General features: G+C 55.3%; 6 protein-coding genes. All 6 read left to right on the top strand.

The features are described from left to right. Window positions 1-1,991: DNA-directed RNA polymerase subunit beta'' (locus R6U67_RS19120; protein ID WP_410254019.1), on the top strand; the 1,991-nt coding region annotated here is incomplete at its 5' end. A gap of 100 nt (window positions 1,992-2,091) precedes the next feature. Further along, on the top strand, window positions 2,092-3,357 hold the full coding sequence (locus R6U67_RS19125; RefSeq protein ID WP_410254020.1) for a hypothetical protein: 1,266 nt from the start codon (window positions 2,092-2,094) through the stop codon (window positions 3,355-3,357). Between the two features lie 55 nt (window positions 3,358-3,412). Continuing rightward, the gene (locus tag R6U67_RS19130; protein WP_410254021.1) at window positions 3,413-4,114 is read left to right on the top strand and encodes a PspA/IM30 family protein; all 702 of its coding nucleotides are present in this window, start codon (window positions 3,413-3,415) and stop codon (window positions 4,112-4,114) included. A 20-nt stretch (window positions 4,115-4,134) separates the two neighbouring features. After that, entirely contained in the window at window positions 4,135-5,103 is a 969-nt protein-coding gene (locus R6U67_RS19135; protein WP_410254022.1) for an extracellular solute-binding protein, read from the top strand. Window positions 5,104-5,220: 117 nt separating this feature from the next. Next, complete coding sequence (locus tag R6U67_RS19140; protein ID WP_410254023.1) at window positions 5,221-5,991, top strand: TVP38/TMEM64 family protein; 771 nt, start codon at window positions 5,221-5,223, stop codon at window positions 5,989-5,991. Between the two features lie 133 nt (window positions 5,992-6,124). Then, window positions 6,125-6,960, top strand: an 836-nt coding sequence (locus tag R6U67_RS19145; RefSeq protein ID WP_410254024.1) for an FAD-dependent oxidoreductase, incomplete at its 3' end; no start/stop codon positions are given.

Consider the following 6,960-nt stretch of genomic DNA (forward strand, 5'->3'; position numbering starts at 1 on the left):
ACCTCAGCAGCAACGACAAACTCAGCGTTCCCGAACAGAGTCTCGTCCATCCGGGCCAAGAAGTTGCCCCCGGCTTAGTGGCCGAGTCTCTCTGTTTCGTGGAATCCGTCACCACCCCCGAAGGAACTGGGGTGCTACTGCGTCCGGTTGAGGAGTTCCAAGTTCCCGATACGCCCTCGGTTCCCAGTCAGCAGCCCGCTGAAGGTCAAGAAAACGCCTTCCCCATCGCTCTGCGGCCTGTACAACGGATGTTGCCCTTCAAAGATGGCGAGCGGATTAAATCCGTTGAAGGTCAAGAACTCATCCGCACCCAACTGATTCTTGACATTGGCAGCGATGCCCGTCACCTCGAAGCAGACATCGAACTCGTCCCCGATGAGGAAGACGATGAAGCCATGCGTCTGCAATTGGTGGTCATCGAATCTCTCACCGTGCGTCGGGAAAATACCAACGTTGACCCGCTCTTTACCAGTACCACTAGCACCCGTTTATTGGTCCAAGACGGTGACCAAATCGAGCCAGGCTCGGTCGTGGCCCGTACGGAAATCGCCTGTCGGAATCCGGGGATGGTACGCGGGATTCGTGAAGGGACTGAAGCCACCCGCCGGGTTCTGATTGTCAGTGAAGAGGATCGCTTTAGCCTCAATCTCGGCGATGCTGAACCTCAAGTCAAAGAAGGGGATCTGCTCGTTAGCGGTGCCACGGTGGCCGAAGGGGTAACCTTGGAAGAATCGGGGCAAGTGGTTGAAATTCACGACAACGAGATTGTCTTGCGTCACGCTCGTCCTTATCGTGTGTCTCCGGGTGCGATTCTCCATGTGGATGATGGCAGCTTGGTGCAACGGGGCGATAACCTGGTGCTGCTGGTGTTTGAACGGGCGAAAACGGGAGACATCATTCAGGGGCTACCTCGGATTGAAGAACTCCTCGAAGCCCGTAAACCGAAGGAGGCCTGCGTCCTCAACCGTCGTCCGGGAACCGCTCAGGTCATCTATGAAGATGATGATTCGGTCGAAATTCGTGTGGTCGAAGACGATGGCACGGTGTCGGAATACCGTACCCTGTCAGGACATAATGTGCTGGTGGTGGATGGCCAACGGGTGGATGTGGCTGAACCCCTCACCGATGGTCCCTCGAACCCCCATGAAATCCTCGAATGTTGGTTTGACTACCTCGCGCCTTCGGGGACCTATGAGGCGGCGTTGACGGGCTTTAGCAATGTCCAAACCTTCTTGGTGAACGAGGTGCAGTCGGTGTATCAATCCCAAGGGGTGGATATTTCTGACAAACACATTGAGGTGATTGTGCGTCAGATGACCTCGAAGGTGAAAATCGATGATGGCGGTGATACCACGATGTTACCGGGTGAGTTGATTGAACTGCGTCAAGTGGAGCAGGTCAATGAAGCGATGTCGATTACTGGGGGCGCTCCGGCTCAATATACGCCGATGCTGTTGGGGATTACCAAAGCGTCTCTCAACACGGATAGCTTTATTAGTGCGGCGAGTTTCCAAGAAACGACTCGTGTTCTCACTGAGGCGGCCATTGAGGGTAAATCCGATTGGTTGCGCGGCTTGAAGGAAAACGTCATTATTGGTCGTTTGATTCCTGCCGGAACGGGGTTCAATGCCTATGAAGAGTTAAACTTCTCGGCCCCAGATGCGGATATCAATGAGATTAACTCGGTGGTCAATGGTGTGGACGATGAGAGTAAGATCCAAGATGTGGTCTTGGACGATCGCACCGCTCGCGCCTACAACCTTACGGGAAGTGTTAGTGATGAGTCGGCCATCTTGCCCGATGGGGATGACGGCTCCACGGCGATTCTCGATGATGGGGATCTCGAGGATAGTGATGATAGCGATGATAGCGAGGAGGACGAGTTCGAGCCGGATGGCTTCGATGATGATGACGACGACGAGGACTTTGATCCTGATGCGTTTGATGAGGATGACAGTGATGATGAGGACGATGATGATCCCACAGCTTAGGTGGGATAGTTGCCTCGTGATCTAACTCAGAACCCCGCTTTGCTTTGGCAAGGCGGGGTTTGTTATTGCTAATCCACGGCTATAGGAAATCAATTGCAGAATGTTAACGCTGTTCAAACACCACTGGCGCCAATTGCGCCCCCTGGCGATCGCGATCGCCGCCATCTTCCTACTGTTAGGGTTTAGTCATTTGGGGTTGGATAGTTCCCCCGTCAATCCCAAGGCCTTAAATACTTCCCTAGAGAAGATGCAGGAGGAGGAAACCACAGAATCACCGTCAGGCTTACAGGCCTTTAATCGGGGGACTGATCGCGCCTCCCGGGCCTGGCAAGCCTCACAACAGGCCAACACCCCCGAAGAGTGGCATCAGGTGGTGCAATATTGGACAGAAGCCCTAGCGGCTATGCAGTCGGTTCCGGTGACGGCTCCTCAACGGGCCTTTGCTCAAAAAAAGGTGCAGGAATACTTACAAAATGCTGATTTCGCGCTCCAACAAGCGGGCAACAGCGGCAATCGTCTGCCCTTCCCAAGCTTTAATAGTTTGGTCTTAGATGAGCAGTTTGCTCTCTATCGAGCCTATGTCGCCACCCTGGGAGCGCCTGATATCTTAATTATTGGCAGTTCCCGAGGCTTACAGGGACTCGATGCCAAGCGATTGCAATTTGACCTCAATCGTCGCGGGTTCTCCGGGGTGCGGGTGTTTAACTTCGGCATTAATGGGGCCACGGCTCAAGTGGTGAATTTACAGCTACGAGAGTTACTCACCCCCGAACAGTTGCCGAACGTGATGGTTTGGGCCGATGGTTCTCGGGCCTTTAATAGTGGACGAGACGATCGCACCTTTAGCCGTATCCGCAATTCCCCCGGCTATCAGCGACTGCGCAATAATGGCTCCCGAGACAGTGAGGTTCCCGTGATTCTCTCTCGTCGAGATATTGACTCCAATGGCTTTCAGATTGTCCGCGATCGCTTTAATCCGCAAACCTATTTTCAGCAGTTCCCTCGCGTTCCGGGGGACTACGATCGCGATTACGCCAACTTCAACCTCGGCGGCGTTCAGGGCAACGCCGTTAACCGAGTGATTGAGTTCTGTCAAGGCCGCAACATTCCCCTCGTTTTCGTGAATTTGCCCCTCACCGACGAGTATCTCGATGCTACCCGCCGCCGCTATGAACGCCAATTTCAGGAGTTCTTGCAGCAACAAGGGCAAAAATCCGGGGTTTGGGTGCGGGATTTATCCAACCAATGGCGCGATCGCCCCGACTTGTTCGCCGATCCCAGTCACCTCAACCGCGAGGGAGCCTCGGCTGTCGCTCAACGACTGGCTCAAGATCGCCAACTCCCCTGGCCCGAATCCCCAAAATGAGCCAAAAAATACTATAGACTGGCGGTAAGGCGACTTGAGATGATGGGAAACCCTGATGAAAAAAGCAGTGTACTGGTTAATGGGAGATTGGGCCGGACGCATCACCATTAACACCTGGAACTGGCTCTGGGGTAAGCCTCCAGAAGCGCCCCCCGCAGCGGAGCCTGATGTCATCACGACAGCAGAACTCTCCCTCAAAACCATGCAGCAGTCGGTCCAAGATCTCGAACAAACCGTGCGCGCTCAACGGGCCGCTTACCGTCAGGCTGAGTTGAAATATCAGGCAAAACTGAACCAGGTGAGGGCCTATGAAAAGCGGGCGGCGATCGCCCAACAGCAAGGAGACGAAGCCGGGGCGCGGTTAGCCATGACGCAAGCCGTACAACTTGAAAAACTCCTCCCCCAAATTGCCGATCGCCTGCATCAAGCCCAAGACTTTTTACAAGCCTCCGAAGAACGACTGCAACGAGAGACGATTCAACTCGAAGCCTATCGCCTCGATGTCGAGCATCTTAAAGATATGGCCGAACTCGGAGACGTTCTCGATCCCCTCAGCCAAGTCTCTCGTCAACAGGAATTAGAAACAGCGCGATCGCACCTCGATGATGCCCGAAGCCGCCTAGAACTCCAACGCCTCGAAGAAGAAGCCCTAGCGGAACTCTCCCAAGCCGAACCCGACACGGAGGCCGATTGGGAGCAGCATCAACTCGACGACGAAGTGGCTCGCCGCTTACAACAGTTCAATGATTCGCCTTAATCCCTCACCCCCCTTAACTCATGTCACCGTCAAAATCCGGACCGCCGCCCATTCTCTATATCCTCGTTGTCGCCCTAATTGGCTTCGGGGTCTATTGGTTCCTCAGCCGCTCCCCCAACAACCCATCAGAGAACCGATCACAGAACCCATCAGAGAACTCATCACCCCCATCAGCAACCGCCCCAGCGAACAATTCTTCCCCCTCAACGGCCGCCAATTCCCCCTCAACCCCAAGCCATCAATTCACCGTCCCCGAGAGTCTTCCCAGCGGAAGCGGCCTCGACCTGCAAGGGTCGACCGCTATGGTGTCTATCAATAGCGCCTTAAAACAGGGCTTTGAAGAGAGGTTTTCAGGCGTAACCGTCACCACCTCAGCCACGGGGTCTGGAGATGGTATAGACGCCGTTTTAGCGGGGAATGCCGACCTGGGCGCGTCCTCCCGTCCCCTCAGCGCCGATGAACAAGCCCAAGGCCTTGTGTCCGTTCCCGTCGCCCAAGATGCGATCGCCCTCGTGGTGGGGGTCAACAACCCCTTTGCCCAAGGCCTCAGACAACAAGACGTTGTCGACATCTTCAGCGGAGAAATCACCAACTGGTCAGAGATTGGCGGTCCCGACAAACCCATTCGCGTCCTCAACCGTCCTCCCGTCAGCGGCACTCACCAAACCTTCCGCGAGATGGTTCTCAACGGCGGCGACTTTGGCAATACGCCCAACATCACCACCTTAGACCGAGATGCCACCACCCCCATGTTGCGAGCCTTAGGGGATGACGGCATTGGCTACGCCACCGCCGCCCAAATTTTCAACCAAAGCACCGTCCGTCCCGTGGCCATCGACGGGTTAACCCCCATCGCCGAACAATATCCCTATCGGCGGAACCTCTACTACGTGTATCAAGATCCCGCCAACGAGATGGTTCAAGCCTTCCTCGGCTATGCCTTCTCCGACGCGGGACAAGCGGCGATCGCCCAAGCCGGACAAGACTAACCCGGACAGAACTAAGCCAACAGACAAAACCCAGCCATCACCACATCCAGGCCACATCCAGCCGCCGTTAACGAGCGTACCCCTAACTAGAAGCACTCGTCATCGGCACAGGTTCCCATGTTCTCGCCCAAACCTCCCCAGACTGCGATCGCGCGTATGTTCTCCATCAGCCTCCCTCTCCTGTCCTGGTTCTTGCTCGGGGCTGTTACCCCAGTTCTAGCCCAAGACTCCCCAGTGGGGTTCAACCCCCAACTTTGGCTACAACAAGCCCTGCAAAGCATCCAAGACCTAGGAACCCTGGGCATCCTGGCCTTCATTGGCCTCTATATCATCGCCACCGTCGCTTTCCTACCGGGTTCCATCGTCACCCTCGGTGGTGGCGTGGTATTTGGGGTCGTTTTCGGCTCCCTCTATGTCTTCATCGGAGCCGTCCTCGGGTCAACCCTAGCCTTTCTCATTGGCCGCTATCTCGCCCGGGATTGGGTCGCGGGAAAAATTGCCAGTAACCCCAAATTTGCGGCGATCGACGAAGCCGTCGGACGAGAAGGCTTTAAAATCGTCTTCCTCACTCGTCTCTCCCCCATCTTTCCCTTCAACCTCCTCAACTACGCCTACGGCGTCACTAACGTCTCCCTCAAAGACTACGTTCTCGGGTCCCTGGGCATGATTCCCGGAACCATCATGTATGTCTATATCGGCTCTCTGGCCGGAAGTTTAGCCACCCTAGGAACCGGGGCCGCCACGGCAGATCCCCAAGCAGAACTGTTGCAACGGATTCTACAAATTATCGGTTTCATCGCCACCGTTGCCGTCACCATTTACGTCACCCGCATCGCCCGCAACGCCCTGGCCGAAAGCGTCGGCGAACAAGTGATTAAGGGTGAATAATCCGCGCATCGGTGCGTTCTGGCAAGTTCAAGTCGAAGTGGTCAATGTTGAACATTAGCCAATACCCGAACACCCCCTACCCGACTCCCCCCCCTATTGCCTTTTGCCTCTTGCCTCTTGCCTTTCTTCCCCCATGCCTAACTCAGCCTTTCACACCTTCACCATCTCCCCCATGGATGAGTACAACCGTGAACTCCTCCAACAAACCCATCCCCCCAATTGGGTGAATCCCAAACCCGCTGATTGCTATGACTTAGTGGTCATTGGTGGTGGAACCGCCGGCCTAGTGGTCGCCGTTGGGGCGGCTGGCTTAGATATTGGCCTCAAAGTGGCTCTCGTTGAACGGAATTTAATGGGTGGCGATTGCCTCAATACCGGTTGCGTTCCCTCCAAAAGCTTAATTCGCTCCTCCCGTGTCGTCGGGGAGATGTGGAACGCTCCCCACTATGGCATTGCCACCCCAGAGACGATTGACGTGGATTTCGCAGCGGTGATGCAACGGTTGCGGAAAATCCGGGCCGGGATTAGTCATCATGATTCGGCTCATCGCTTTGCCAAAGCTGGCGTCGATATCTTCCTCGGAAATGGCAGTTTCACCGGCAATCAAGCCATTCAAGTCGATGATGTCACCCTCAACTATAAAAAGGCGGTGATTGCCACGGGGGCCAGGGCGGTTCACCCCCAAACGCCCGGATTAGCCGAAGCTGGCTATCTCACCAATGAGACGGTGTTTAACCTCACCGAACGTCCCAAGCGCCTGGCGGTGATTGGCGGGGGTCCCATTGGCTGTGAATTAGCTCAAGCTTTTCGTCGTCTGGGTTCTCAGGTAACGCTGATTCATCGTCATTCCCATGTGTTGCATCGGGAAGATGCTGATGCGGCGGAGATTGTGCAACAGACGTTTATCCGGGAAGGGATTGAGTTGGTTCTCGGTTGTGAACCGGAGCGAGTCGAGAAGACAGCAGAAGG

The organism is Sodalinema sp. (genome assembly GCF_046483825.1).
GTDB lineage: Bacteria > Cyanobacteriota > Cyanobacteriia > Cyanobacteriales > Geitlerinemataceae > Sodalinema.